This is a genomic window from Acidovorax sp. Leaf191 (assembly GCF_001424425.1).
Classification (GTDB): Bacteria; Pseudomonadota; Gammaproteobacteria; order Burkholderiales; family Burkholderiaceae_C; genus Acidovorax.
In genome coordinates this window covers 429018-455490 of record NZ_LMPT01000018.1, presented here as the reverse complement: position 1 = coordinate 455490, position 26473 = coordinate 429018, and the positions used below count along the sequence as shown (strand labels likewise).

Sequence of the window (26473 nt, the reverse complement as noted above, 5' to 3'; positions counted from 1 at the left end):
ATGAGCGGCAGAGGCTGTTTTGATTCAATGTCTACCGAGCCCACCCGCCCCGCGCCAGCCACCCCAGCAGCGCGCGGTTGACGGCGTCGGGCTGCTCCATGGTCAGCATGTGACCACACTCGGCCAGCACCTGGTAGTCAGCGCCCGGGATCAGCGCTGCGATCTCGGCCGAGCATTCGGGCGGCGTGAGCTGGTCCGCATCGCCGCACACCACCAGCGTGGGGCAGGCGATGCGGGGCAGGTGCAGCCGGGCGTCGGGCCGGTGGATGACGGCGCGGTTTTGTCGCACCAGCTGCTCGGCGCCGGCGCGCAGGACGAAATCGAGGTAGGCCTGCACCAGGTGGGGCTTGGCGGCGCTGGCGGGGTGGAAGGCGAACGCGACATTGGGCTCGATCACCTCGCGCACCCGGCCCTGCGCAAACAGCTCCATCGCGGCCTCGCGCAGGGCGCGCATCTCGGGGGCTTCAGGCCGGGCCGAAGTGCCCAGCAAGGCCAGGCCAGCCACGCGCCCGGGCGCCTGGCGCGCGGCTTCCATCGCCACCATGCCGCCCATCGAGGCGCCGCACAGCAGCAAGGGGCCGCCATGGAACGCCAGCACCTGCGCAGCCATGTCCTCGATGCGCAGCGCTGAAGGCTGGGCATGGGCGGTGGTCACCACCGGGTGCAGGTCGGCAGGCATGGCGGCCAGTTGGGCCTGCCACATGGCGGCATCGGCCGCGAGGCCCGGGATGAAGACCAATCGGGGGAGCGCGGTGGCGTGGGATGAAGATGTCGTCATGTCCGCCAGTGTCGCAAGGATCGCGCCGGGCTGCTGGCCGCGGCGCGGGAGGCCGTCCGCCGGCCGGGGGCGATCTCAGAGGGCTGTGGGCACGCCGGGGTCTGGCACGCCTGCATCCGGCCGGCCGCCCGCCTGGGTCTGCGCCCGCACCAGGTCGTGCACGAACCGCAGCTTGCGCATGGCGCCCGCCGACAGCGCAAACGGATAGGCGTCGTGCTGGCCCAGGCTGCGGCTCAGGCTGTTGAGCATGAGCGTGAGCGGCACCCACTGGCGCACCATGTCCTGGAACCCGGGGCGCGGCATCGCAAACGGGTCGGTGACATGGTGGCGCACACTGCCGCGCGGGTCGGGCACGGTGACGCCGGCCGAGTAACTGGCGGCGGTCTCCAGCAGGTCGATCATGTGCAGGTAGTGCGCCCAGGTTTCGGCCCAGTCTTCCCACGGGTGCGAGGCCGCGTAGGCGCTGACGTGGCGCGTGGCCCAGTCGCCCAACTCGCCCTGCTTGGCGTAGTGGGCATCGAGCGCGGCGGAGTAATCCTGGCGCTCGTCGCCGAAAAGGTCACGGAACGACTCCAGCAGGCCGCCGTCGCGCACCAGCTGGTCCCAGTAGAAGTGGCCGGATTCGTGGCGCAGGTGCCCGATCAGCGTGCGGTACGGCTCGCCCAGCGCGATGCGCCGGCGCGCCCGCTCATCATCGTCGGCCTCTGCGATGTTGAGTGTGATGATGCCGCCCAGGTGCCCGGTGAGGATGGGCGGCCCGCCCGGCATGTCTGCCAGGAACTCGAACACCGGCCCTGCCCGGCCCGGCACGGGCTCCAGCCCCAGCCGCGCCAGCGTGTAGAACAGCTGGCGCTTGGCGCCTTCGATCTGCTTCCAGCGCCGCATGTTGGCGTAAGCCGACAGGTCGGGCAGAAACCGGGTTTGCCGGCACGACGCGCACAGGTCGGCAAAGTCATTGGCCGGGATGGCGAAATTGCACGCCTGGTATTCGGTATGGTTGCGGCACATGCGGTACAGGCGCCCGGTGTGCTGCGTGCTGCCCTCCTGGCTTCTGCGCCGCCACAGCCCATCACCGTCCTGCGGAGCGGGCGTCAGCGCAGCCAATGTCATCTGGTCGGGCAGAAACGCCAGCGTGCTCCCGCAGTTCAGGCACTGCACGCTATCGAAGAAAACCAGGTGACCGCAATGGTCGCAATTGAATACGCGCATGGTGGTGAGCTTAAACCCTGGTGCGCTCTTCGGCACACGGTGTGCGTGTCAAAGAGGAAAACAACGTATGTCAATGAAAAAGAGCAGGCTCCAGGGGACCCTGGAGCCTGCTCAGTTCTCGTCCCGGCGGGCGACGGCCTGAATGGCCGTCACCCTGGGGTCAAGCGTTCCGCTCAGGGACGGACAACGATGCTGTTGCGCACTTCGCGCACATGCTTGGTGTTGCGGGCAATGGCTTCAGCCTGGTTCTTTTCGGTTTGCGACTTGGCAAAGCCCGACAACTGCACCGTACCGTTCAGCGTTTCCACGCTGATGGAGGTAGCGGACACGCTCTTGTCTTCAGCCATCTTGGCCTTCACAGCCGTGGTGATGCCTGCATCATCAACGTAGGAACCCATAGTTTGCTGGTCGCGAGCCACCGAGCAGCCCGTGGCCGTGACGATGGTGATGCCAGCTACTGCGGCGAAAGCGAGGGCACGTGCGTATTTCATGATGTTGTCCTTGTTGAAAAATGGTTGGGAACGCGGGTGCTGGAGTTATCTCAGTCTGCCGGCCTGTTGCACCCTCCGCGGCCAGCGGACTGTGGGGGATCGATGAAGTGTCTGGGGGTTGCCCTGTCACCTGGGTTGCGTGTCCTTCAGCGTCTTGGTGAGCCAGAGGACCTGCGGGTCAGGCTGCGTGGAGCAACTCGCACGATTTGATTTTGAGTTAGTACGCTGGGCGGCGGCGCGAGGCCCACAGCAGCAGGGTGGCCAAAGCGGCGCCCGATGCGGCGGCAATCACCAGCGACTTGGCGGGCTCTTCGGCCACGTAGCGCGTGGTGGCCTCAGCAGCTTGCTGCATCTGGCGGCGGGCACGGGCACTGGTTTCTGCGCAGTAGTCGATACCGCGGCTGGCCAGCTCCTGGGCACGGGCTGCCAGGTCGTCGATGACGGGGTCGGTCTGCTCGCGCAGGCTACGCACCCCTTCTTCGGCTTTTTCAAGCGACTTGTCGGCGGCCTTGCGGGTGGATGTCACGGCGTCTTGGGCGCTTTGCAGAACGTCGTCAGCCAGGTGGCGGGCGTTGTCGGCGACTTTATCGGTGGCGGTCTGGATGCTCATTGTTCAAACTCCTGGTAAATGGGGATGCTGGTGTGCGGTCGGGTTGCCGGCGGGCGTCAGCCCTTTCGCAGCAGCCCCAGGACAAAGGTCACAACGGCCATGATCACGAACACGAAGAACAGGATCTTGGCAATGCCCACGGCGCCAGCAGCGATGCCGCCAAAGCCGAACAGTGCCGCGATCAGCGCGATCACCAGAAAAACAACTGCGTAGTGCAACATTTCCTTCTCCTTGTGAGGGGCCGGGCTGGCCGGCTGGTCGGTCGGTTGGCACGAGAACTTCAGCGCCTGGGGTCAACTGTATGGATGAACCAGGCTGGCCGATGCCGGTGCCCGGCGCGCCCCCGTGTCGGCGGCACCGCGCGGGCCGTGTAGGACGGCGCCGTGTAGATGGCGAATTGACTGCGCGACTGCGGGCGCAGCGCCATGCGCTCTGGCCCCAGAGCGCAGCAAGGGTCACCCAGGGAGAGCGGCGCTGCGATGACGCAGCGCGCACCGGCGCAGGTGCCGTGTACCTGCAAGCCCGCCGTGGATCGGCGCGCCCGTGGCGCACCGGCTCAGAAGGTCGAGGAAGAAACGGGGGCCGCAGCCACAGTCGCAGTCGCTGACGTGGCTTGAGCGGTCTGGGTCGCGTTGTCTTGCTGAGAGGACTCGTCGCCCTCTTCGCGCTTCAAGGGCAGGACCGCAGATACCAGCGTGCCGTTACCCGGCCGCGAGGTGATCGACAGGCGGCCGCCGGCAGCCTCCACCCGGTGGCGCATGCCGGACAGCCCGTGCGAGGTGGGCCGCACGCTGCTGGGGTCGAAGCCCTGGCCGTTGTCGCGCACCTGCACCGAGACATGCGTGGGATAGGCGTGCACCGACACCAGCACCTTGTCGGCCTTGGCGTACTTGCCGATGTTGGTGAGGGCCTCCTGCACCATGCGGTACACGGTGAGTTGGGAGGCATCGGGCAGCTGCACGGATTCGAGGCTGGTCTCGACCTCGATGGCGGCGCGCTCGGCATATTCGCGCGTGAGGATTTCGATGGCCGCAGTCAGCCCCAGGTTGGACAGCGAGGAAGGCCGCAGGTCTTCGATGATGCGGCGCTTGAGCGCGATGCCACTGTTGAGCGTCTCGGTCAGGTGCTTGAGCCGTTCCGAGACATCCGGCGCGGTGGCGTCGATCTTGGACTTGAGCCGTGCCACATCGAGCTTGGCCGCCGTCAGCAGCGCACCCAGTTCGTCGTGCAGTTCGCGCGCCAGGTGGGCACGCTCTTCCTCGCGCACCTGCTGCAGGTGGTTCGCCAGTTCGGACAGCGTGGCCGTACGCTCCTTCACCAGGCCTTCGAGCCGGTCGCGCTCGCGCTCAAGCAGCGCCTGCTCGCGCTGGCTCACCTGCTGCACGGCCTGCGTCTGGCGCAGGTACATGTAGAACGCCAGCAGGCCGATGGCCGTCACGGTGGCAATGCCGATGCGCGAGAGCATGAGGGACTGCTCCACCTGCTGCTGCCCCTGCTGCACATAGCGGTCGCTGCGGGCGATCAACTCCTGCGAGTGCTTGCGGATCGCCTCCATGTGCTCCTTGCCCAGGTCGGTGTGCAGGATGAACTTCCAGGCGTCGTCGTTGCCCTGGCGGCGCAGCCGCAGGCTGAGCTCCATCTCGGCGAGCTTGCGCGAGATCTGCCGCGACAGCAGCGCGAATTCCTGCATGTCGTCGGGGGCATCCATGAACTGCTGGCGCAGCCCGTCCAGATTGGTCTGCACCGTGGCGACAGCCTTGTCGTACGGCTCCAGGTAAGCTTCATTGCCGGTGAGCAGGTAGCCGCGCTGGCCGGTCTCCGCGTCCAGCATGCTCTGCAGCAGCGAATTGACGGCCTTGCGCGTATCCTGGCCATGCGCCATCTGCGCCACGGCGTCCTGCGACCGCATGTGCCCGGTCTCGTTGATACCCACCAGCACCATGGCTGCCAGCAGGGCCATTGGCAGGCTGATCGCCATCCTCCGGACCTTGGGTAACCATCGACGGGTGTTTTCTTTGAGGCTCATACGCGTTATTCTGGATAATGTCCGGTGACCCGGGCGTCATGTTGCCATTGCGCAGCATGAGGCTGGAGAACCTGTGCAACCAACAAGCATCGGGTGCGGCACCCCGCCCTGTGAAAGAAAGATCGATGATCAAGATTGGTATTGTGGATGACCACGCGATTGTTCGCTCCGGCCTGCGGCAGTTTCTGTCGGAGCATGTAGACCTGCGGGTCGAAGGTGAGGCCTCCAATGGCCGCGAAGCCATCGATCTCGTGCGCAACAAGGAAATCGATGTCCTGCTGATGGACCTGTCCATGCCCGGCCAAAGCGGCCTGGACGCCCTCGCCATGCTGCGCGCCAAGGCCCCCGACATGGGGATCCTCATCCTGAGCGGCTACCCCGAAGAGCACTACGCGATCAACCTGATCCGCCAGGGCGCCAGCGGCTACCTCAACAAGGAATGCGAGCCTGCGGAGATCGTGGAAGCGATCCGCACCATTGCATTGGGCCGCCGCTACCTCACGCCCGCCGTGGCCGAGCTGCTGGCGCAGCAGCTCAACCGCAAGGACGACGCACCACCGCACGAGCAGCTGTCGGAGCGTGAGTTCCAGGTGTTCCTGAAGCTGGCCAAGGGCGAGACGGCGGGCGATATCGCCAAGGCCCTGTCGCTCAGCGTGAAGACCGTGAGCACCTACCGCACACGGCTGATGGAAAAGATGAGCCTGTCGTCCAACAGCGACCTGACGTACTACGCGCTCAAGAATCGCCTGATCGACTGACATGCTGCGCCAACGGCCTCTAGTCCGGACCGGCCGGACAGGGCCGGCCATGGCTGTCGCACCACACACACGGGTAAAAAACGAGCCTCCCGCATGCGACGGGGAGGCTGCGAGGGATCACAAGGGCTGACCAGGCGCCGCCAAGGGCTGGCCAGATTCCAAGACGGCGGGGGCTGTGCTGTGCTGGACACAGTAGTCCACCAGCGCGTCGATTTCATTGGATTTGTCGAACACGGCATCCACACCCAGTTGCGCACAACGCATGCGGACATCGGGGGTGGCATAGTTGCTCAGCACTACCATCTTCTGGCCCGGCCGGCGCGTGCGGCAGGCCGCCAGCACTCCCAGCCCGCTGCCCTGGCGCAGAAACAGGTCCACGATGGCCAGGTCCCACATGCCGGCATTGGCGGACAGCCAGTTCTTGCCTTCATCTTCCGTTTCTGCAACCCCCACGGCCTCTACCGACGCCAACTCTTCGAGGGTTCCGATCAGGTTCTCACGAATGGTCGCGTTGTCTTCAACAATGTAGGTGCGCAGTTTCACAGGAGTATCCAGTTTCACGAGCAACGCCGGGTTGACGTTGGTCGAGCCTCAAATTTAGATGCTCATGACTTGGGATTCTGCCAGCGGCCGGACGCGAGGCCTGTAGGAACATTCCTACCGCGCAACACATACTGCGCAATCAGGGGCGCGCGGCACATGCATCGTGCTCCATTCCATGGTGCGACCATCCAGCATCAAGAGCCGGCCCGCTAAAGACGTGCCCACTCGGGCCACCAGCTTCAGGGCCTCGGCCGCCTGCATGGCGCCCACGATACCCACCAGCGGCGCAAACACGCCCATGGTGGAGCAACGCACTTCCTCGAACTGGGCCTGCGGCGCAAAGATGCAGGCGTAGCACGGGCAGGCGGCGTCGCGCGGGTCGACCACGGTGATCTGCGCATCAAAGCGGATCGCCGCCCCCGCCACCAGGGGCTTGCCATGGCGCACGCACGCCCGGTTGACCGCGTGGCGGGTGGTGTAGTTGTCGCAGCAGTCGAGCACCACCGTGGCATCGCGCACCAGCACGTCGAGCACCTGGTCATCGACCCGCGTCTTTAGCGCAGTGACCTTCACCTCGGGGTTGATGGCCGCCATGGCCGCTGCCGCGGACGTCACCTTGGCCTGCCCCACCCGCTCCGTGGTGTGCGCGATCTGCCGCTGCAGGTTGGTCAGGTCGACCACATCGTCGTCCACGAGCGTGATGTGCCCGACGCCTGCCGAGGCCAGGTACAGGGCTGCGGGCGAGCCCAGCCCCCCCGCGCCAATGACGACCGCATGCGCTGCCAGCAGCCGCTCCTGCCCTTCGATACCGATGTCATCGAGCAGGATGTGGCGGGAGTACCGCAGGAGCTGGTCGTCGGTCATGGGGGCAATCTCAGGCTGGAAAACACAATCGATGGCGCAAAAGCAAAAAGCCGGATTCCGCAGGAATCCGGCTTTCAGGGCTCAGAAGCGAAAGCTCAATTCTCTTTCTTTTCTTCCTTGCGTTCGGTCTGCGTCTTGCTGACCAACACCGCACGGCCCTTGAGCTGGTTGAGCGCCTGCACGAGCTGGAAGTCCTTGTCCGAACCGAACTCGGGGATCTTGCGGTCCGCAGCGGGCTTCTTGGCTTCTTCTTCCAGGCGCTTGCGGGCATCCTCGCGGGCCTTTTCACGAGCCTCGTCCTTCTTCTCTTCGCCCTGGCCGCTGTTCAAGTGCTTGTCCAGGTCGGCCTCGCGCATGCGCAGGGCGGCAAAGATGTTGCCCTCTTCCGACTCGTCGATCATCACGTCGGGCACGATGCCCTTGGCCTGGATCGACTTGCCGCTCGGGGTGTAGTAGCGCGCTGTGGTCAGCTTGATGCCGGTGTCGGGCCCCAGCGGACGCACGGTTTGCACCGAGCCCTTGCCGAAGGTCTGGCTGCCCATCACGGTGGCACGCTTGTGGTCTTGCAACGCACCGGCCACGATTTCGCTGGCCGAGGCCGAGCCTTCGTTCACCAGCACCACCAGCGGCACCGACTTGAGCGCGGCCGGCAGGCGGCGCAGCGGGTCGCCGCCGCCACGGCGCTGATAGAAGTCCGGCGAGGCCTTGTACGTGGCCTTGCTATCGGCCAGCTGGCCGTTGGTGCTGACCACCGTGACGTTCTCGGGCAGGAATGCGGCCGAGATGGCGACGGCCGCATCGAGCAGGCCACCGGGGTCATTGCGCAGGTCGAGCACCAGGCCCTTGAGGTTGGGCTCCTGCTTGTAGACCTCTTCCACCTTGCGCACGAAGTCATCGACCGTGCGCTCCTGGAACTGCGACAGGCGGATCCAGGCGTAACCGGGCTCCACGACCTTGCCCTTGACGGACTGGGTCTTGATCTCTTCCCGCGTGATGTTCACGGGGAAGGAGCGGTTCTCGTCCTTGCGGAAGATGGTCAGCGTGACCTTGGTGTTGGGCTCGCCGCGCATGCGCTTGACGGCGTCGTTGAGCGACAGGCCCTTGACCGCGGTTTCGTCGATCTTGGTGATCAGGTCGTTGGTCTTGAGGCCTGCGCGGAAAGCGGGAGAGCCTTCGATGGGGGAGACCACCTTGATGAGCCCGTCTTCCTGGGTGATCTCGATGCCCACGCCCACGAAGCGGCCGGAGGTGCCCTCGCGGAATTCCTTGAAGGACTTCTTGTCGAAGTACTGGGAGTGCGGATCCAGGCTCGACACCATGCCCGAGATGGCGTCGGTGATGAGCTTCTTGTCATCCACAGGTTCGACGTAATCGGTCTTCACGAGCCCGAAAACCGCCGACAACTGCTGGATTTCCTCCAGCGGCAGCGGCGTCATCGCCCCGCGCGCCACTGTCTGCAGCGACACGGTGGTGAGCGCACCCGCCACCACACCTACCGACACCCATCCCGCAATTTTGAGTTTCTGGCCCATAGAGCACCTTTTACCGCTTCGAAATCAATATACACCTTGGAGGGGTAGAACCCGCCGCAGTTCCGCTCGGGCGCTCGTTCTGACGGGGTATTTGGCAGGTTTTCCCCGTCTTTACGCGACTTTTACGCCTTGCCTTGCGATGCCACGGCCGCCGCAGCCTTGGCCGCCGCTTCGGCGTCACCCAGATAGTAGTGACGGATGGGCTTGAGGTCGGCGTCCAGTTCGTATACCAGTGGAATTCCGTTGGGAATGTTCAGGCCCACAATGTCCGACTCGGAAATGCCATCGAGGTACTTCACCAGCGCACGGATGGAGTTGCCGTGGGCCGCCACCACCACACGCTTGCCCGAACGGATCGCCGGGGCCATGGCTTCGTTCCAGAACGGCAGCACGCGCTCCACGGTGTCCTTGAGGCATTCGGTCAGCGGCACGCTGCCTTCGGCCAAGCCGGCGTAGCGGCGGTCGCTGCGCTCGCTGCGGGCGTCGGTCGCTTCCAGGGCTGGCGGGGGCGTGTCGTAGCTGCGGCGCCAGACCAGCACCTGCTCGTCGCCGTACTGCTTGGCCATGTCGCCCTTGTTCAGTCCCTGCAAGGCGCCGTAGTGGCGCTCGTTCAGGCGCCAGTCCTTCACCACGGGCAGCCAGGTCGAATTCATCTCGTCGAGCGTGTACCACAGCGTGTGGATGGCGCGCTTGAGCACGCTGGTGAAGGCCAGGTCGAACTCGTAACCTTCGGCCTTGAGCAGCTTGCCGGCAGACATGGCCTGCGACACGCCGGTGGGCGTCAGGTCCACATCGGTCCAACCGGTGAAGCGGTTTTCAAGGTTCCAGGTGGATTCGCCGTGGCGGATCAGGACGAGTTTGTACATGGCTTCCCTAAGGTCAAAACTGAGCATTCTAAAATTACGCCGTTCGCCAACCCAAGGAATCTTCGTGAAATTCATTATCGACAACTGGTATCTGATCTTTGTTGCAGCGGCTGCGGGCGGCATGTTGCTGTGGCCGGTGCTCAAAAGCGCCAGTGGCGGCTCGCTCACCCCGGCCGGGGCCGTGCAGCTCATCAACCGCGAAAAAGCCGTCGTCATCGATGTGTGCGAGACCGAGGAATTCGCGGCCGGCCACGTGAACGGTGCCAAGAACGTGCCCCTGGGCCAGCTCGAAGAGCGCCTGCCCACCGTGGTCAAGAACAAAGCCCTGCCCCTGGTGCTGGTCTGCGCCACCGGCGCCCGTGCCAACCGCGCAGTGGCCATTGCCAAGAAGCTGGGCTACGACAACGCCCAGGCCATGGCCGGCGGCCTGAAAGCCTGGCGCGAAGCCAGCCTGCCTGTGGAAAAAGCCTGAGTCGCCCCCAGCTATTCCCATCGCGATAGGCTTGCGACCCGTTTTGTCGCCCCACAGGAAAGAAAAGGAAGGCTCTTTATGCAACCCGTGAAGATGTACACCACCGCCGTCTGCCCCTACTGCATCCGGGCCAAGCAGATCCTCAAGTCCAAGGGCGTCGAGCAGATCGAAGAGATCCGCATCGACACCGACCCCGCTGCGCGCAACCACATGATGGAGATCACCGGTCGCCGCACGGTGCCCCAGATCTTCATCGGCACCACCCACGTGGGCGGCCACGACGACCTGGTGGCCCTGGACGGCCGGGGCGAGCTCATGCCCCTGCTGGGCGCTGCCGCCTGACCCCATCCCCGGCGGCTGCATAATGCTGCCCCATGTGCCCGCTGCGGGAGCTTTCCCACGGCGGGTTTTGTTTTGCTGAAAATCCGTTAGCGCAAAGAGACTATCCACCATGGCCGACCAAGAAAACCCCATCTTCCAGATCCAGCGCGTCTACCTCAAGGACCTGTCGCTGGAGCAGCCCAATTCCCCCGGCATCCTGCTCGAACAAGAGCAGCCCAGCGTGGACATCCAGCTCGGCGTGGAAGCCACTCCTGTGGCCGAAGGCATTTTTGAAGTTGCGGTGACGGCCACGGTGCAGACCAAGATCAAGGACAAGACCGTGTTCCTGGTCGAAGCCAAGCAAGCCGGCATCTTCGAGATCCGCAACATCCCCGAAGACCAGATGGGCCCCATCATGGGCATCGCCTGCCCGCAGATCGTGTACCCCTACCTGCGCGGTAACGTGGCCGACCTGATCAACCGCGCCGGCTTCCCGCCCGTGCACCTGGCCGAAATCAACTTCCAGGCCATGTACGAGCAGCAGCAGGCCCAGGCCGCCGGCCAGCCTTCGCCGATCATCACGCAGTGATGTAACGCCCGCGGGGCTGCTTCGCGCCCTGCTCCTCTCTCGTCGCGCTGTGTGCTCGGGAGGGGATGCAGCCAGCGGCCTGGCAAAGCCGGTTTCGCGGCGACCTCGCCCGGACAGTGCTGGCTGCTGGGCTCAGGCCGAGACACCGCGTCATGGGCCATTAAATTCACGATCTTTTTGGGCTCCACCGCTTGCCTGACAAGCGCAAACAGCTATGAAAATCATAGTATTGGGCGCAGGCGCCTGGGGTTCGGCCGTCGCCATGAGCGCGGCCCAGCATCCTGCACGGCATGCCGTCACCCTGTGGGCGCGCGATGCGGCGCAGGCGCTGCAGATGCGCAGCCAGGGGCAGAACGCGCGCTACCTGCCGGGCATTGCCTTTCCTTCATCCCTTACCCTGGCCGACGGCGACTTTACCGCCCTGCTGCCCGGCGCCGACCTGGTCATCGTGGCCACGCCCATGGCCGTCCTGCGCGGCATGCTGACGTCGTTGCGTGGTTGCACCGCGCCCGTGGCCTGGCTGTGCAAGGGCTTTGAGGCGGCAGCCCCAGGCGGCGATCCGCAAGCTTTTGGTCTGCTGGCGCACGAAGTACAAGCGCTGGTAGCTCCTGATTTAATAGCAGGCGTGTTCAGTGGCCCCAGTTTTGCGCAGGAAGTGGCGCTGGGCCAGCCCACGGCGCTGGTCGCGGCCAGCAGCCATGCCGCTGTGCGCGATGCGCTGGTAGCGGCTTTTCACAGCAAAAGCGTGCGCGTGTACGCCAACGAAGACATCGTCGGCGTGGAAGTGGGCGGCGCGGTGAAGAATGTGCTGGCCATTGCCACCGGCCTGTGCGACGGGCTGGCGCTGGGGCTCAACGCCCGGGCGGCGCTCATCACCCGCGGCCTGGCAGAGATGACGCGCCTGGGCCTGGCGCTGGGCGCACGGCCCGATACCTTCATGGGTTTGTCAGGCCTGGGCGACCTGGTGCTGACCGCCACGGGCGACCTGTCGCGCAATCGGCGCGTGGGCATGTTGATGGCGCAGGGCCACAGTCTGGCGCAGGCGGTGGAGTCGCTGGGACATGTGGCAGAAGGCGTCTACAGCGCCCGCACCGTGGTGCAGCGCGCGCAGGCATTGGGTGTAGATATGCCGATTTCCGAGGCGGCAGTGGCGCTGCTCGATGGCCGCCTGCAGCCGGCGGAGGCAGTGGCACAGCTCATGGGACGTGGGCCCCGCGACGAAATTTGATCGGTGACCCCGGCACCGGTGTGGCCGTAACCGTAGCTGTGTTCGAGTTCCCGCCGCCCAAGCTGCCGCACCGCTGAACGCTGGACTACCCACCCACCGACAACCGCAGCAGCAAGCCCTCTTCATCGTCGGGATGAAAGAAATACGGGTAGAAGCTGCGCTCTTCCTTCGACAAACTGGGCCGGCCGCCAAACTGGTCGATGAGCCGGCGCGCCTTCTCCGCACTCATGTGCAACAGCACCGCCGGGGCTCCCACCCGCTGGCAGATGCGTTCGGGCCCCAGTTCGTCGAAGCGCAGCATGCGTTTGTAGAACGGCGCGTGGCGCGGATTCACCTCCACGATGATGTCGGTCGCCCGCCGTGCCCGAAAGGCCACGATGCAACCGATGTGGAAGATCGCGCCCAGCACCTGCTTGGAGCGCACGCCGGGGTCCATGGCCAGCTTGCCGATCTCGCAGATCCGGGCGCCGCGCGCGCGCAGGGCCTCGATGTATTCGGGGTACTGCTCCTCGGCCCCCAGGTGGCCGTCGTCCATGTGGACTGACAACGTGCCCTGGGCCTGCCCGTCGATCTGCACCACGATGCTGCTCAGGTCGCTGTCGTGCGACAGCGTGGCCTGCATGTGATAGCCCCGGCTGGCATACATGCGGGCCAGCAGGCCCTGGCCTTTGCGCGACAGGCGGATCTTGCAGGTCTTGGTCTCGACGCCGCCCAGGACGCTCAGGTACTCCCCCGGATAGGCGAGCTCGACGATGGTGTGTCCTTCGGCATGCATGGACGGCTTCCCTGTGTTGGAGGACCGGCCGACAGCGATGCACGGGGCCTACAGCCAAGTCCCTGGTGTGTGTTGAGACTGCCAGCTTAGCGGGATGCGGGGCGCCTGTCGTGACAGGGTTTTATAGTGCGACGAACGGCGCATTGCGGTATGCCAGCGGCATCTGCGGCGCACGGAGCATGATGCAGCGAGCCAACAAAAAACGCCGCACCGCGCTTTTGCAAGCGCCGGGCGGCGTCATACCTTGGAGGGTGACGGGTCAGAACACGCCGAACAGCATGAGCAGCAGTACGACAGACAGTGGGACGCCGAGAAGCCAGGCAATGATGGGCATGGTGAACTCCTTGAAGGGGTGAGGTGTTGAGATGTGTTCACCTTATCGCCCACCCCGGCAGCAGAATGTGCGCCACCACTGCGCATGCGCGTAGTCCCCTGCCTACCGGGTGTCGGCCCTGCGCCCGCCGCGCGCGACTGCTCTCAAAGCCCCAGTTCGAGCGCGAGCAATTCGTCCACCGTCTGGCGGCGGCGAATCAAGCGGGCCTGGCCGCCGTCCACCAGCACTTCGGCGATCAAGGGGCGCGTGTTGTAGTTGGAAGACATCGATGCGCCATAGGCACCCGTGTCGTGGATCACCAGCAGGTCGCCCACCTGCGCCGCAGGCAAGTCGCGCGGCAGCACCACGCCGCCGTCACCCTGGGTGAACACGTCGCCCGACTCGCACAGCGGCCCCGCCACCACGGTGGGTTGCGATGCACCGGTGGTGGTGCCATCGCGGCGCAGCAGCTCCATCGCGTGGAAGCTGCCGTACATCGAGGGGCGCATGAGTTCGTTGAAGCCCGTATCGACCAGCACGAAGCGGTTGTTGCCCGCGTTCTTGGTGGCACGCACCTCGCCGATCAGCACGCCGGATTCGGCCACCAGAAAACGGCCCGGCTCGATCTCCAGGCCCAGCTTGTGGCCCACCACCGCCTCGGCCTGCTGGCGCGCCGCGTCCCACAGGCCGTGGTAGTGCTGGGTGTCCACCACCGGGTCACCACTGCGGTACGGAATGGACAGCCCGCCGCCAGCCGAAATGGCGTGCAGGTCGTGCCCCGCCGCGTGCGTGGTGCGCACCAGGTTGACCATGGCGCCGCACACTTCAGCCAGGTGGCTGTAGTCCACGCCGGAGCCGATGTGCATGTGCAGGCCCACGAGCTTCAGGCCGTGCTGGGCGATCGCAGCCAGCGCCGCGGGCAGGTCGGTGTGCCAGATGCCGTGCTTGCTGTGCTCGCCGCCGGTGTTGGTCTTGTTGCTGTGCCCGTGGCCAAAGCCAGGGTTGATGCGCAGCCAGACGCCGTGGCCTGGCGAGCGCGGGCCCAGTTGGTGCAGCATGTCGATGGAGCCCGCATTCACAGGCACGCCGTGCTCGACCACGCAGTCGAGCGTGGCGGCATCGAACAGGTCGGCGGTGAAGACGATCTCGGACGACTCGCCGCCCGCCACATAGCCAGCGGCCAGTGCCCGCAGGATCTCGCCGCGCGAGACGGCATCCACCTTCACGCCCTGCTCGCGCATGAGCTTCAAGATGTGGATGTTGGAACACGCCTTCTGCGCAAACCGCACGGTCTCGAAGTTGGACACCTGGGCAATGCGCTGGCGGATGGTGGCCGCGTCATACACCCAGGTGGGGGTGCCGAACTGGTCGGCCAGGGCCCACAGCTGGGCGGGCGAGAAAGGGTTGGACATGCAGAAGTCTCCAGAAGGCGCTGTGTCAAAGCCGGAATGATGCCGACCGTTGCCCATTTCAGCAAATACCGAAATGTGCACACCCTATTCATAATAGATATGCTTTCGTCCATGCCCTCCCCCACCCAGAGCGCCCCTGCACCGCCCCTGGCCAGCCGCATCTCCCACAGACACATCGAAGTCTTCCGCGCCGTGATGACGGCGGGCGGCGCCACGGGTGCGGCCGACCTGCTGCACAGCTCCCAGCCCACCGTGAGCCGCGAGCTGGCGCGGCTGGAGTCCTTGCTGGGCTACGCGCTGTTCGAACGTGCCCAGGGCCGCCTGCGCCCCAACGCCCGCGCGCTGGCGCTGTGGGACGAGGTCCAGCGGTCCTGGCAAGGGCTGGAGCGGGTGGTGGACCGCGCAGTCGCCCTGGGGCGTGACGGCGCAGTGCAACTGTCGGTGCTGTGCCTGCCCGCACTCGCCCATGCGCTGCTGCCCGCTGCGGCCGCGCAGCTGGTGCAGACCCACCCGGATACCCGACTGGCGGTCACGCCGCAGGAATCACCGCTGCTGGAGGAATGGATGAGCGCCCAGCGCTTCGACCTGGGCCTGTGCGAGCAGACCGCCGCACCGCCCGGCACCAGCGCCGAAGTGCTGCTCACGCTGGATGAGGTGGCCGTGCTGCCCGCAGGCCATGCGCTGGCGCACCAGGCGATCCTGCAGCTGCAGGATTTCGCCGGCCAGCCGTTCGTGAGCCTTTCACCCGACGACCCCTACCGCCGCCAGATCGACGCGCGCTTTGCCGAAGCAGGCATCACCCGCAGCCAGCGCGTGGAAACCCACAGCGCTACCGCCGTCTGCGCCATGGTGCAGCACGGCCTGGGCGTGGCCATCGTGAACCCCCTGACGGCCCTGGCCGAAGCCAGCGACCGGCAGGTGGTGCGGCAGCTCGGGTTTTCGATCCCGTTCAGCGTGACGGCGCTGCGCCCGCTGTACCGGCCGCCGCAACCCGAGCTGGAGCCCATGCTCGACGCCCTCCGGCAGCAGGCCGAAGTCCTCGCGAAGCAGTGGGCGCGGATTGCCTAGCGCCAGGCCCGAGCGCGGCAAAACCGCAATCCCGTAATCTCGATGCAAAGCCGTGCGTGGCCCCGCGCAGGCACCCAGCCTTTCTCACCAGGCCAAAACCCATTGCTATTCTTTAAATAGCACAAAATCCACTATAGGCAAGCGGTAGAGGCGTTTTTCCCCTGAATCAGGGCGGCGTGAGGCTGCGCACCTTCACCGCTAGGCGCTCCTGCACGGAAGGCGAGACGAACTTGACCACCTCACCACCCAGCACCGCGATCTCGCGCACGAAGGTGCTGCTGATGAACTGGTACTTGTCGCTGGGCGTGAGGAACACGGTCTCGACCTGCGGCATCAGGCTGCGGTTCATGCCGGCGAGCTGGAACTCGTAGTCGAAGTCGGTCACCGCCCGCAGGCCGCGCACCATGGCCTTGCCGCCGCGCGCCACCACGAAGTCGCGCAGCAGGCCCGAGAAGGCTTCCACCTGCACCTGCGGGTAGTTCTTGACGGCTTCCTGGACCATGTCGATGCGCTCTTCCAGCGAGAACAGGGTCTTCTTGTGGTGCCCCGCCGCCACGGCGACGATCACGCGCTCGAACAACTGGGTGGCCCTGCGCACCACGTCTTCATGCCCCAGCGTGATGGGGTCGAAGGTTCCGGGGTATACGGCGAGCACGTTCTGGGCCATGGCTGGTTGTCTCCTGTCTGGCGAATGACGTTGGCCCCGGCCTCTGGAAGCCAGGGCTCCCGGGGCCTGCCGGGCCGCGTGCGCGCATTATGCAGTGCAGTGCAACATGAAACGGGGCGGGTGCTCTGAGGTCCCCCACCTGTCCACCGCCACAGGACGGCGCCTGAGTGACGTCAGGCCAGCTCAGGCCAGCGGCTGCCCACCCGGCGCCAGCAGCATCAGGCGCGCCACCAGCGCCACCAGGTCCTGTTGGCGCACCGTGCGGGTCTTGAACAAAAGCGCACTGAGCTGCGTGCGCACAGTGGTGATGCGCACCCCGCGTGCATCGGCAAAGTCCTGCGGCGTCTGCCCGCGCATCAGCGCCTGCAGCAGGTCCGCCTCTGCCGGGCTCAGGCGATACGCCTGGCGCGCCAGCGCCACCGCCGCCTCGCAGCCCAGGCTGCGCTGCATCACCACCCAGGCCACGCCCGGCGCCTGCTGCAGCATGCCGAGCGATGCCAGGTCGCTGATCGACAACGCGACCAGCAACAGCCCGCCGTCGAGCTCCACACAGCCACTGTGCCCCTGCAGCGACTGCACGAACAGTGCGCGCAGGGTCGGGTCGGCCGTGCTTGCCAAGAGCGGGCCGCGCTGCAGCGTCTGCAGCAAGCCGCCTTGCCCTGCCCCAGCCCAGAGCGCGCGCACCCGGGCATTGGCGTGCAGCAGCCGGCCTGCGGTGTCGAAGAACAGGATGCCCATCGGCATCTGCTCCATCAGCGCCTCCATGCCGCGCGTACGCGCACGCAGGGCCACCATCTCTCGGTGCAGGTAGGCGGCGCGCTGCACGGTGGCGAACTCCGCCTCGAAGCGGGCCACCTCCTCGCGCGAGAAGCCCTCGTCGTCGCCCTGGCGGAACATCGACATGAACAGATTGCCGACCGGACTCGACGCGCCCTGGCTGCCCCCGAACATGCGCGTGCCGATGCCGTACTCGCGCAAGAAGTCGTTGTAGATCTCGGTGCGGCGAAAGCCCCGCGTGGCCTCCAGCGGCGCATCGGTGGCCACCCAGACACCCGACAGCCCCATGCGCGCACGCCGTGCCATGGCGTCGTCCCAAAGCGGGTCGCTCAGCCGGTAGTGCGTGGCGTAGCGCTGTGCGGCTTCGGGCGTGACGCCCATGGCCAGCAGCGCGGGGGCGCCGTCGCTCGACGGCGACTGCAGCCAGTAATCCACCTCGGGATGCGCGGCAAACTGCGCGCCCCATTGCGCCAGTTGGTCCAGCCCGCTGGCCAGGAAGGCACCGCCCAGCAGGTCGGCACGAAAGCTCGCGGCGTAGCCCGACAGCGCCTCGCTGAAACGCTCGCCGTCGGCCACCGAACCCATCAGATTGCCCAAGGCAGGGTGCAAGGGGAAGTCCTTGTGAAAAGGGGCGGATGCTAGGCACATCCGCTGCAGGCGTCATCGTCCATGTGAATGATGTTGCGGCGCAGCACCGACTCCTTCACCTGGCGGATGGGCGGCGGACACAGGCGTTTTTACAGTCCCGCCACGCTGCAGTCAAACCGGGCTGCGGCCATGTGTGACCGTTACTTTTCATCCAGCTGCCCATGAACCTCCATCGCCCATTGTTCCGCCTCGCCCTTGCCAGCCTTGCGCTGGCAGCGCCCCTTGCCGCGCAAGCGCAATGGGCCGTGATCAACCCGATCAGCCAGCCTGCAGGCCAGTTCACCATCACCTGTACCGACTACCCGATCCCCTCCAGCCAGCAAGTTTGCGCGGTCACGCCGCCGCCTTCCGCAGCGGGGGGCACCGTCAGCGGCAACTGTGGCGGGCAGTTGCTCCTGCCCGACGACCCGCTCCAGCCCAATACCTGGCTCTACCAGGTAGGCCCTCGGCCGGCCAACCCGCCCACCGCCACCTGCGATCTGCGGGTCACCGCAGCGCCCACCGCTGGCACGGCGGCCATTCCCACGCTGAGCGAATGGGCGCTGATCGTCATGGCGCTGGTGGCCGCAGCTCTGGGCCTGGGAGCGCTACGCCACAAGAGAATCTAAGGTCATTCCCACCTGCCGGCGCGCACCCAGCAGGCGCCAGCAGCTATCAAAAAAGGAGCATCCCATGGTTCTGCCGGCGGGCATCAAAACATCGATGCGACGGGCACACGGGCAAGCGTCGGGGCCTTTCACATCATTCACCTGAACGATGCCAAGCACGGGCTCGCCGCCCTACGATGCGCAGCCCTTGCCTTGATGCCCCACCCGTGACCTCCCCCACCACCGACGCGATTTTCGACACCCCGCAGTGCCTGAACTGCACCGCCCTCCTCACCGGCCCCTACTGCGCGCAGTGCGGGCAAAAGAAGGCCGGCCGCATGGGCGCGGCGACGGTGCGCAAGGAGGCGTGGGCCCGGTTTCGGTGGTTTGAATGGGAGGTGATCCGCCACGCCCTGCGCGTGCTGCCGCAGCCAGGCACGCTGGCGCGCGAATACGTGCTCGGGCAGCGCAAGGACCATCCGCACCCGCTCACGCTGCTGTGCCTGGCCATCGGCCTGCTGCTGATCGTGCTGGGCCATACCGATTACCTCAAGCCCGAATTTCCGAGCGAGGCCGCCGCCAGCATGTATGCCCTGGTGAGCGCCTATTCGAAGTGGTCGTTTTCGCTGGGCGCGGTGGCCGCATTCGCCAGCGCCTGGTTGCTGTTTCGACGCCGGCTGGGCTATAACGCCACCGAGCTGCTGACGCTGGCGCTGTACTGCCAGGCGGTGTTCATCGCGCTGCAGATGGCCAACCAGTTGCCCCTGGTGCTGGCGCATTCCCCGGCCCTGCTCAAGTGGCACAAGCAGTGGTCTCCCTGGTACATGACCGCACTGCAGGCTTTGGCGTTCATGCTGGCCCTTCGGCAGTTCTACCTGCTCGATGTTCGGCGCGACGCGGTGCGTCTGCTGCTGGCCGGCGCGCTGTTCGCCGTGCTCAAGTGGCAGGCGACGGCGCTGTATGCCCGCGGCGTGGTCGAGGTCGTGCTGTGGCAGATGGGGCTCTAGGGATCCTCTGCACGAATCGAGCTGCCAAGTGTGCAGTGCGGATCGGGATGGAGTGCAAGGCGCAAAACGCAGCCATAGCCGTAGCTATTGCGAGTATTGGCAACGCCGCAGGCCGCCCGAGACCGCAGGTGCACACGGCGCGATGATTCGTGCAGAGGGTCCCTAGAGCGTGCGGCGGTCGCGCCGGCGGTTGAGGTTCGGCACGCACGGCCGCCACAACGCTCCTCAAAACTTCATGAAATGTGTGAAAAGTCCGCCACATCATTCACCTGAATGATGTGACTGCGAGCCTGCCGCTCCTACCATCCGGCGCATTCATCGACACAACCGGGGAGCGCGCATTGAGCAGCAAGGATTGGCATGGGCAACAGCTCGGGATTGCAGGGTTCGAGACCCTGATGGCCGAGAGCCTGGAAGCCCTGGGCGAGCCCGACATGGCGCCGCGCCTGCTGCGCCACCTGGGCGAGGCCCTGGGCAGCCACAAGCTCGTGCTGTTTTGCCCGCTGCCCGGCGAAGGCGACCCGCTCGCGGCCAGCCAGTGGGGCATGCCCGACGACTTTCTGCAGCGCTACGCCGACCTCATCCAGGTGAAGGACGCCTGGAGCGACGCGCTGGAGCGACAGCACGAGCAGGCGCTGGCACGCGGCGGCTCCCTCAGCCAGCAGTTGGTGGCCACCAGCGCGCTGAAGAAAAGCGCGTTCTACGCCGACTACCTGCGGCCCCTGGGCATCGACGCCATGGTCAACAGCATCGTCGAGGCGTCGCCCGAGTGCGGCATGCACGTGCTGGCGCTGTACAACGAACTGGGCCAACCCGAATTCACCCCCGCCCAGTTCGCCCAGTTGCGCGCGGTCACGCCCTGGGTGCGCAGCCTCATGCGCGCCCAGCGCCGCCTGCGCCTGGCCGAGCGCCACACCGCCGCGCTGGAGCGCACGCTGGACCAGTTGCCGCTGGGCCTGCTGCATGTGAACCCCCACGGCACCGTGCGCTACCTGAACGACCACGCTCGCCGCTGGATGGGCGTGCAGGACGACTGCCGCGTACTGCTGCGCCATGCCACGGGCTGGCATGCGCGCCAGCCGCTGCAACTCGCCCAGGTCCACGCAGCCTTGCCGCCGCTGCTCACGGCCTGCCTGAGCACACGCACACCGGTGTCGGCACGCCTGCAGACCCCGCACCACCAAGCGCTGGTCGCCCTGGCCGCGCCCCTGCGCGGCCAGCCGGGGGCCGCACTGCAAGACCCGCTGGTGCAGTTCGTTCTGGTGCCGGAGACCGTGCAGGACACGCAGGCCGCAATGCCCGTGTGCAGCGCGCTCTACGGCCTCACGCCCGCTGAAGGCGCCCTGCTGCCGCTGCTGCTGCAGGGCATGACCCCGCGCGAGATGGCCGACAACCAGGGCGTGAAGATGCCCACGGTGCGCACCCAGCTGGCCAGCCTGTATGCCAAGACGGGCACCCGCGGCCAGACCGAACTGGCCCAGCGCGTGCTGCGCGTGGCGGCCATCGTCCAGCCCTGAATTTCCATCCCTCTCCTTCTCCATACATATCCCAGACCCAGGAGCCTGACCGCATGAAGCACATCCCCACCGCCAACATCCGCCCCGTCGCCATCGCCTGCGCCGCCTTGCTGGGCCTGGCCTGCGCGGGCGTCGCGCTGGCGCAAAAGGCCGCCGCCACCGCGGGCCCCAAGCCCACCAAGGCGCAGCTCGTCGCCGAGCTGGCCGCCACGCTGCAGGCCTGCTCGTACGACGGCAGCCCGGTGGCGTTCTCGCCGCCCGACCTGTCCAAGGGCGGCGGCACCGGCAAGCAGGTGGTGGCCGAGATCATGAAATACACCGGCCTGCCCGCCAACTTCGTGGTGGTGGAAGGCCAGGTGCCCAACGCGGCAGCCGTCATCATGCAGGGCCCCGACAAGGTGCCGCGCCGCGTGATCGCCTACAACCCGTCCTTCATGGGCGACGTGATCCGTGCCACCAAGGCCAACAACTGGGCGCCCGTGAGCATCATGGCGCACGAGATCGGACACCACCTGTCGGGGCACACGATCGTGCCCGGCGGCAGCCAGCCGCCCATCGAGCTGGAATCGGACAAGTTCAGCGGCTTCGTGCTGTACAAGATGGGCGCGCCGCTCAAGGACGCGCAGAACGCCATCGCCACGCTGATCCCCGAGAAGGACGGCGAGACCCACCCCGGCCGCCGCAAGCGCCTGGCCGCCATTGCCGCAGGCTGGACGGAAGCCTGCGAGCTGCAGGGCGGTGGCGCTGCATGCCAGGGCGGCACCCCAGGCGGCAAGTCCGTCGCCGTGGCCCAGGGGCCTGCGCCAGCGGCCACTCCTGCGCCTGCAGCGACCGCAGCCACCCCAGCGCAGACGCCAGTCGCCAAGCCCGCCCCTGCACCCGCCAATGCCCCTGCCATTGCGGCAGCGCCCGCACCGGCACCCGCCGCCACGGCAGCCGTGGCCCAGGTCCTGCCCAAGGCAGACGCCAACGCCCTGCCCTCCAAGGGGGTCCAGTTCATCTACGACGAGTTCGGCATCCTCGACCCTGCGATCCGCGCACAGTTCGAAAAGCAGATGCACGACCATGCACAGAAGACCGGCGTGGAGATCGTCACCCTGCTGGTGAAGGACCTGAACGGCAAGACCGCAGAGGAATACGCCCAGGCCATGATGCGCCAGCTGCGCGTGGGCAAGCTCGACGTGGGCAACGGCGCCGTGCTGGTGGTCGCCCCGGAGCAGGGCCAGGCCGCGGCCGTGCTGGGCGCGGGCGTGGCACTGGACATGGGCAGCCAGGACAAGGCTGCCCAGCTCGACCGCTGGATCAAGACTGCCTGGACCCTGTGCAAAAAGAAGAACGCGTGCGGCAACTGGACGGAAAACCTGATGCTCGCGGCCGACCACATCCGCCGCGACAACAGCCATTCGGACTGGACCATCGCCTACAGCTCGCTGGGTGACTTGCAAAAAACCGATGCTGCCGAGAACGGCAAGGTGACGGACCCCAAGCAAAGCAAGACCTGGCGCAAGATCACCCGCCTGTCGGGCACCGTGGAAAACCTGGCACCGCCCACGGGCGTCAAAAGCGCCTGGGTGAACGAGGCAAAGTTGAAGGCCGGCACGAAAGCCGTGCTCATGCGCAGCGCCGAGGGCCTGACCACCATGCTCTACATCGATCCGCGGACCGAGGCGTTGATGCCGGGCGGCAAACTCGAGCAGGGCAAGACCTACACCGTGATCGCGCGCGCGGCCGGCCTGTCGTGGAACCCCAAGGACACGCAGTCGCTGGACCTGCTGAGCTACGCGGTCACGGAGTGACGACCGGCATGCGCACCACCACCTTGGCCATGGCGCTCACCGGCGCCGCCAACCTGCTGCCCGCGCTGTTCTTCATGTTCACCGTCCTGCTGGGCAGCAACGGCCTCAACTCCGCACAGGGCGCCCGCCTGCTGGGCACGATGGCACTGCTGCTGGCGCTCATCTGGATCGCGGGCCTGTTCCTGGCCCGGCACATGGCGCAGTGGGGGATGGAGCGCGGCTGGTCGGGCCTGGCCAGCGTAGCGGCAGCTGGCACATGCGCCGTAGCGGTCTATACCGTTATGGCGGTGCTGGCTACGTTCATGGTGCTGCTGTGGGTGGGTGCATGAACGAGTGCCGCCGCATCCCGCAATGCGGGCACCAACGCCTGGGCTATATGAAAAGCGACAACCTTTCCCAACCCACCATGCTCCGCACCCTGCACACCATCACTCTCGCCCTACTCATGGCCTCCGGCGCCGCCCACGCAGCCGAGCACTTCTGCGGCCAGCCCACCGCCCACCCCATCGACAAGGCCCTTGGCGCTGCGTCCGCGCGCAGCGGTGGCGTGACCGTCGACCTGCACGACGCCCAGTCCGCCGCCTATGCGGCGTGGGACAAGGAGCTCAACCGCATCTACGCCCAGACACTCAAAGCCGCAGGCCCTGCCCGGCTTGAGGCGCTGCGTGCGGCGCAGCGCGCATGGCTGGCTTTCGACACCGCACAGGGCCAATGGGACGTCGCGATGCATGCCGACCAAGGCAGTTCGGCCGCCCTGAACATTGGCGGGGCCGCCTTGGAGCGCCGGCGCGCCCGCGTGTGCGACCTGAGCCGCGACCTGCAAAGCCTGAAAAATGAATGAGCGGCCCACTGCCCGCCGAGCCCTGCTGGCCGCGTGGTGCGCACTGCTGGCCCACCCAGGCCGCGCCCAGGGCGGCGCACGCGTGTGGCTGCGCATCCGCAACGACTCCCATGAACCCTTCGAGCAAGTGTGGCAGGGCCTGCCCACCCACGGTACCGCCGTGGCACTGGGCCCCCTGGCCCCGGGCCAGACAAGCCGCTGGCACGCCCTGCCGGCAGAGCCTGCCGCGCACTACCGCAAGACGCGCATCCAGTTGGCCCGGCGCCAGATCATCCACGTGAACGATGGTGCCTACCCCGATGGCCGGGCCACACTCGCTGCCAACCACCGCTACACCTTGGCCTACGCACTGACCGACCGCAGACTGGCACTGACCGTGATCGAAGAAGGCACCCGGCCGCCAGATACAGCCTCACAGTCCTGATTGCCCCTGAAAGCATAGGCATTTGCGCACTGCAGACAAGCGCAAGCAGCACTGGAGACGCCACATTCCAGGACCGTACGAGACACCACCCCAACCGCAGCAGTGGGACCTGGCGCGCGGAGCACGACAAACGATTGCGCAGAGCAAACTTTTGCGTGAGGCCGTGACGTCGTACACATCGGCCCAGCTCGCCTCCACCACACACCGTAAAGTCTGGAAGCCCAACGCTGGGGCGCTTCAACCCCCACCAGACGCCAGATCGCCACGAACGACGAGCGGACCTATTCAGGTGCTGACCGCTCCCCGGCGCAGCAAGTGCGCGTGCACCGCCCCCGCCTTCAGATGCCGGTGCACCACCAGACCCCAATCCGCCAGTTCCTCGTCCACCCACACCCGCGGTGCTTCCAGGTAGATGTGCCCATCGGCCGCCACGGCGCGTGCTGCGGCCTGCAATGCCTTGCCGAAGATATCGCTGCCAAACGGGGGGTCGAGCAGGATCAGGTCGAGGCTACCGGGGCCGGCCTGTTGCAGCGCGGACAGGCCGTCGCCGCGGGTCACGCGTACGGTGGTGGCCTTCAGGCGCTGCTGCTGGGTGTTCAGCTGCGCGACCAGGGCGGCATCGTTTTCGACCAGTTGCACGGCTGCGGCGCCGCGCGACGCGGCTTCCAGGCCCAGGGCACCGGTGCCGGCGAATGCGTCCAGGCAGCGCCAGCCGGTCAGGTCCTGGCCCAGCCAGTTGAAGAGCGTTTCGCGCACGCGGTCGGGCGTGGGCCGCAGGCCCGGGTGGCGGGCCACGGACAGGCGGGTGCGCTTCCACTGGCCGCCGATGATGCGGATCTCGCCCGCGCCCTTGTGCACCACGGCAGATGCGGCGGGGTCCTTGGACGTTTTCTTGGCAGGCGCTGGCGCAACTGCACCGGCCTTGCCGCCAGCGGGTCCGCCACCGGGCAGGATGCGCGACAGTGCGCCTGGGCGCAGGGTGGAGCGGCTCATGGCTTGCCTCCCACCACCACGGTCACCATGCGCTCGGGCTGCAGCTTGCGGGCCATGGCGGCGCGCACTTCGGCCACGGTCAATGCGTCGACTTTTTGGGTCCACTTGTCCAGGTAGTCGAGCGGTAGGTCGTTCCAGGCGATGTTGGCCACGTTGCCCAGCAGCTTCTTGTTGCTGTCGATGCGCAGCGCAAAGCCGCCGATGAGGTTGTCCTTCGCCGCGCGCAGCTCGGCCTCGGTGGGGCCTTCGGCCACGAAGCGGGCGATGACGTCGCGCGAGACCTTGACGGCCTGGGCCGCCTGGTCCGGGCGGGTCTGCAGGCCCACGGTGAAGGCACCGGCATGCATGCCGGCCGCAAAGTAGCTGTATACGCTGTACGAGAGGCCGCGCTTTTCGCGCACCTCGTTGGTCAGGCGCGAGACGAAGCCACCGCCGCCCAGGATGTGGTTGCCCACCAGCAGCGCGATGAAGTCCGGGTCGCGGCGCTGAAAACCGGGCTGGCCGATCAGCACATGGGCCTGGGCCGACGCGAACGGGATGTTCTGCTCGGCCGGCGCGGCCAGCGCGTTGATCTCGCCCACCGCTGGCAGCGGCGCACAGCCCGACGTGGCGGGCAGGCGCGAGAGCAGCGTGGCCACCAGCGTCTGTGCCTGTGCGCGCGACACGGCGCCCACGATGCTGACCTTGGCGCGGCAGGCCGCGATGAGCTGGGTGTGGAAGGTCTGCATGTCCGCGATGTTGACGCGGGCGAGGCTCTCTTCGGTGGTGCGCCGGCCGTACGGGTGGCTGCCGTACACGGCCGAGGCGAACGCGTAGCCCGCCACGGTCGCCGGACGCGTGTTGGCTTCCTTCAGGCTGGCGGTCCAGCGTGCGCGGTCGCGGGGCCACACGTCGGCGGGCCAGCTGGGCTCGCCGATCTGGCGCGCGGCCAGGCGGGCGGCCTTGTCGAGCAGTGGCGGGTCGGTGAGCGAACGCAGGGAATAGTGCAGGACGTCGTTCTCGGCGCCGGCTTCGAAGTTCGCGCCCAGGTCGGCCCAGGCCTCGCCCAGGCCGTTTTCGTCCAGCGCGGGCTCATTGCCCGCGGCCTTGACGCCCTTGGACGCCATGGCGGCCACGGCGCTGGCCAGGCCCTCCTGCCCCGCAGGGTCGCGGCGGCTGCCGGCATCGAAGTCGATCTGCACGTCCACCATCGGGATGACCGGGCTTTCGACCAGGTAGATCTTGGCGCCGTTGGCCTCCGTCCAGTGCTGGATGGGCAGCAGCGCCCAGGCCGGGCTTGAAGAAAAAATTGCTCCAGCGCTTATCAGACAAGCGCGAGCAGCTATATTTTTGATAGTAATCATGTGCAATGGCCCCAGTGC

Annotated in this window: 29 protein-coding genes; 13 read left to right on the top strand and 16 right to left on the bottom strand. The window is 66.7% G+C overall.

Annotation, left to right across the window (positions count from 1 at the left end; translation table 11 throughout):
* Positions 1-31 precede the first annotated feature (31 nt).
* From ASG27_RS13720 to ASG27_RS13700, 6 genes are all read right to left on the bottom strand, one after another.
* Positions 32-778: an alpha/beta fold hydrolase gene (locus ASG27_RS13720; RefSeq protein WP_056418064.1), complete on the bottom strand. Its 747-nt coding sequence runs from the start codon at positions 776-778 to the stop codon at positions 32-34.
* Positions 779-853: 75 nt separating this feature from the next.
* Positions 854-1987 carry a zinc-binding metallopeptidase family protein gene (locus ASG27_RS13715; RefSeq protein WP_056418062.1) on the bottom strand — a complete coding sequence of 378 codons (1134 nt, stop codon included), beginning with the start codon at positions 1985-1987 and terminating at the stop codon, positions 854-856.
* Between the two features lie 173 nt (positions 1988-2160).
* Complete coding sequence (locus ASG27_RS13710) at positions 2161-2478, bottom strand: BON domain-containing protein (protein WP_056161625.1); 318 nt, start codon at positions 2476-2478, stop codon at positions 2161-2163.
* 217 nt (positions 2479-2695) lie between these two features.
* A complete protein-coding gene (locus tag ASG27_RS13705) occupies positions 2696-3088 on the bottom strand; it encodes a hypothetical protein (RefSeq protein WP_056418061.1) in 393 nt (130 codons plus the stop codon).
* A 56-nt stretch (positions 3089-3144) separates the two neighbouring features.
* Entirely contained in the window at positions 3145-3309 is a 165-nt protein-coding gene (locus tag ASG27_RS26000; protein WP_082485988.1) for a DUF1328 domain-containing protein, read from the bottom strand.
* Between the two features lie 335 nt (positions 3310-3644).
* On the bottom strand, positions 3645-5114 hold the full coding sequence (locus tag ASG27_RS13700) for a sensor histidine kinase (protein ID WP_235504047.1): 1470 nt from the start codon (positions 5112-5114) through the stop codon (positions 3645-3647).
* A 125-nt stretch (positions 5115-5239) separates the two neighbouring features.
* On the opposite strand from ASG27_RS13700, the gene ASG27_RS13695 reads away from it, so the two are divergent.
* Positions 5240-5872: a response regulator gene (locus ASG27_RS13695; protein ID WP_056418058.1), complete on the top strand. Its 633-nt coding sequence runs from the start codon at positions 5240-5242 to the stop codon at positions 5870-5872.
* A 117-nt stretch (positions 5873-5989) separates the two neighbouring features.
* Here the strand turns inward: ASG27_RS13695 and ASG27_RS13690 are convergent, their stop codons facing one another.
* The 4 genes from ASG27_RS13690 to gpmA form a co-directional block, all read right to left on the bottom strand.
* Entirely contained in the window at positions 5990-6415 is a 426-nt protein-coding gene (locus ASG27_RS13690; RefSeq protein WP_056418372.1) for a response regulator, read from the bottom strand.
* 114 nt (positions 6416-6529) lie between these two features.
* Positions 6530-7279, bottom strand: a complete 750-nt coding sequence (locus ASG27_RS13685) for a HesA/MoeB/ThiF family protein (RefSeq protein ID WP_056418055.1) — start codon at positions 7277-7279, stop codon at positions 6530-6532.
* A 95-nt stretch (positions 7280-7374) separates the two neighbouring features.
* Positions 7375-8811, bottom strand: coding sequence for a S41 family peptidase (locus ASG27_RS13680; protein ID WP_056418052.1), 1437 nt, complete (start codon positions 8809-8811; stop codon positions 7375-7377).
* A gap of 122 nt (positions 8812-8933) precedes the next feature.
* Positions 8934-9677: a 2,3-diphosphoglycerate-dependent phosphoglycerate mutase gene (gene gpmA, locus ASG27_RS13675; protein ID WP_056418049.1), complete on the bottom strand. Its 744-nt coding sequence runs from the start codon at positions 9675-9677 to the stop codon at positions 8934-8936.
* A gap of 64 nt (positions 9678-9741) precedes the next feature.
* Between gpmA and ASG27_RS13670 the strand changes: the two genes are divergently transcribed.
* The 4 genes from ASG27_RS13670 to ASG27_RS13655 all read left to right on the top strand — a co-directional run bounded on the left by ASG27_RS13670 (position 9742) and on the right by ASG27_RS13655 (position 12287).
* Positions 9742-10149, top strand: coding sequence for a rhodanese-like domain-containing protein (locus ASG27_RS13670; RefSeq protein ID WP_056418046.1), 408 nt, complete (start codon positions 9742-9744; stop codon positions 10147-10149).
* Between the two features lie 78 nt (positions 10150-10227).
* Complete coding sequence (grxC, locus tag ASG27_RS13665) at positions 10228-10491, top strand: glutaredoxin 3 (RefSeq protein WP_056418042.1); 264 nt, start codon at positions 10228-10230, stop codon at positions 10489-10491.
* A gap of 109 nt (positions 10492-10600) precedes the next feature.
* Entirely contained in the window at positions 10601-11059 is a 459-nt protein-coding gene (secB, locus tag ASG27_RS13660) for a protein-export chaperone SecB (protein WP_056418039.1), read from the top strand.
* Between the two features lie 214 nt (positions 11060-11273).
* The gene (locus tag ASG27_RS13655; RefSeq protein ID WP_056418035.1) at positions 11274-12287 is read left to right on the top strand and encodes an NAD(P)H-dependent glycerol-3-phosphate dehydrogenase; all 1014 of its coding nucleotides are present in this window, start codon (positions 11274-11276) and stop codon (positions 12285-12287) included.
* An 85-nt stretch (positions 12288-12372) separates the two neighbouring features.
* On the opposite strand, the gene ASG27_RS13650 is transcribed toward ASG27_RS13655, so the two are convergent.
* The gene (locus ASG27_RS13650; RefSeq protein ID WP_056418033.1) at positions 12373-13062 is read right to left on the bottom strand and encodes an N-acyl amino acid synthase FeeM domain-containing protein; all 690 of its coding nucleotides are present in this window, start codon (positions 13060-13062) and stop codon (positions 12373-12375) included.
* A 477-nt stretch (positions 13063-13539) separates the two neighbouring features.
* On the bottom strand, positions 13540-14787 hold the full coding sequence (gene lysA, locus ASG27_RS13645; RefSeq protein ID WP_056418030.1) for a diaminopimelate decarboxylase: 1248 nt from the start codon (positions 14785-14787) through the stop codon (positions 13540-13542).
* Positions 14788-14898: 111 nt separating this feature from the next.
* On the opposite strand from lysA, the gene ASG27_RS13640 reads away from it, so the two are divergent.
* Complete coding sequence (locus tag ASG27_RS13640; RefSeq protein WP_056418028.1) at positions 14899-15855, top strand: LysR family transcriptional regulator; 957 nt, start codon at positions 14899-14901, stop codon at positions 15853-15855.
* A gap of 166 nt (positions 15856-16021) precedes the next feature.
* Here the strand turns inward: ASG27_RS13640 and coaD are convergent, their stop codons facing one another.
* Both coaD and ASG27_RS13630 read right to left on the bottom strand, forming a co-directional pair.
* Complete coding sequence (gene coaD, locus ASG27_RS13635; protein WP_056161593.1) at positions 16022-16522, bottom strand: pantetheine-phosphate adenylyltransferase; 501 nt, start codon at positions 16520-16522, stop codon at positions 16022-16024.
* Between the two features lie 183 nt (positions 16523-16705).
* Positions 16706-17908 (bottom strand): helix-turn-helix transcriptional regulator, encoded by a 1203-nt coding sequence (locus tag ASG27_RS13630; RefSeq protein WP_235504046.1) that lies wholly within the window; start codon positions 17906-17908, stop codon positions 16706-16708.
* A gap of 200 nt (positions 17909-18108) precedes the next feature.
* On the opposite strand from ASG27_RS13630, the gene ASG27_RS13625 reads away from it, so the two are divergent.
* The 7 genes from ASG27_RS13625 to ASG27_RS13595 all read left to right on the top strand — a co-directional run bounded on the left by ASG27_RS13625 (position 18109) and on the right by ASG27_RS13595 (position 24119).
* Positions 18109-18555, top strand: coding sequence for an IPTL-CTERM sorting domain-containing protein (locus ASG27_RS13625; RefSeq protein WP_082485987.1), 447 nt, complete (start codon positions 18109-18111; stop codon positions 18553-18555).
* Positions 18556-18761: 206 nt separating this feature from the next.
* Positions 18762-19541 (top strand): DUF3667 domain-containing protein, encoded by a 780-nt coding sequence (locus ASG27_RS13620; protein WP_056418019.1) that lies wholly within the window; start codon positions 18762-18764, stop codon positions 19539-19541.
* A 341-nt stretch (positions 19542-19882) separates the two neighbouring features.
* Positions 19883-21058 (top strand): helix-turn-helix transcriptional regulator, encoded by a 1176-nt coding sequence (locus tag ASG27_RS13615; RefSeq protein WP_056418016.1) that lies wholly within the window; start codon positions 19883-19885, stop codon positions 21056-21058.
* Positions 21059-21111: 53 nt separating this feature from the next.
* A complete protein-coding gene (locus tag ASG27_RS13610; protein ID WP_056418014.1) occupies positions 21112-22854 on the top strand; it encodes a TPM domain-containing protein in 1743 nt (580 codons plus the stop codon).
* Positions 22855-22862: 8 nt separating this feature from the next.
* The gene (locus ASG27_RS13605; protein ID WP_156370752.1) at positions 22863-23183 is read left to right on the top strand and encodes a hypothetical protein; all 321 of its coding nucleotides are present in this window, start codon (positions 22863-22865) and stop codon (positions 23181-23183) included.
* 77 nt (positions 23184-23260) lie between these two features.
* Positions 23261-23695 carry a lysozyme inhibitor LprI family protein gene (locus tag ASG27_RS13600; protein ID WP_162240449.1) on the top strand — a complete coding sequence of 145 codons (435 nt, stop codon included), beginning with the start codon at positions 23261-23263 and terminating at the stop codon, positions 23693-23695.
* Positions 23688-24119, top strand: a complete 432-nt coding sequence (locus ASG27_RS13595) for a hypothetical protein (protein ID WP_056418004.1) — start codon at positions 23688-23690, stop codon at positions 24117-24119. Before ASG27_RS13600 ends, ASG27_RS13595 begins: the two co-directional genes overlap by 8 nt.
* A 285-nt stretch (positions 24120-24404) precedes the next feature.
* Here ASG27_RS13595 and rsmD read toward each other — a convergent pair whose 3' ends face one another.
* Both rsmD and ASG27_RS13585 read right to left on the bottom strand, forming a co-directional pair.
* A complete protein-coding gene (rsmD, locus tag ASG27_RS13590; protein WP_056418001.1) occupies positions 24405-25112 on the bottom strand; it encodes a 16S rRNA (guanine(966)-N(2))-methyltransferase RsmD in 708 nt (235 codons plus the stop codon).
* On the bottom strand, positions 25109-26455 hold the full coding sequence (locus ASG27_RS13585) for a M16 family metallopeptidase (protein ID WP_056417998.1): 1347 nt from the start codon (positions 26453-26455) through the stop codon (positions 25109-25111). Before ASG27_RS13585 ends, rsmD begins: the two co-directional genes overlap by 4 nt.
* Positions 26456-26473: the final 18 nt, after the last annotated feature.